The organism is Streptococcus humanilactis (genome assembly GCF_019448275.1).
Classification (GTDB): Bacteria; Bacillota; Bacilli; order Lactobacillales; family Streptococcaceae; genus Streptococcus; species Streptococcus humanilactis.
Window position 1 is genome coordinate 1 of record NZ_JAHXBZ010000051.1, and the last position, 227, is coordinate 227.

A 227-nucleotide genomic window follows, 5' to 3' on the forward strand; every position below is an offset into this window, starting at 1 on the left:
GCTGATGTAGAGGCTACCGCACTTGTTGATGCTGATGTAGAGGCTACAGCGCTTGTGCTTGCTGATGTAGACGCTACGGCACTTGTTGACGCTGATGTAGAGGCTACGGCGCTAGTGCTTGCTGATGTAGACGCTACGGCACTTGTTGATGCTGATGTAGAGGCTACGGCGCTTGTGCTTGCTGATGTAGAGGCTACAGCGCTTGTACTTGCTGACGTAGATGCTAC

The 227-nt window shown here is 52.9% G+C and carries 1 pseudogene; it reads left to right on the top strand.

Annotated features, from left to right (window positions below):
• Positions 1-227: pseudogene (locus KV696_RS10585) on the top strand (adhesive domain-containing protein); the annotation flags it as partial.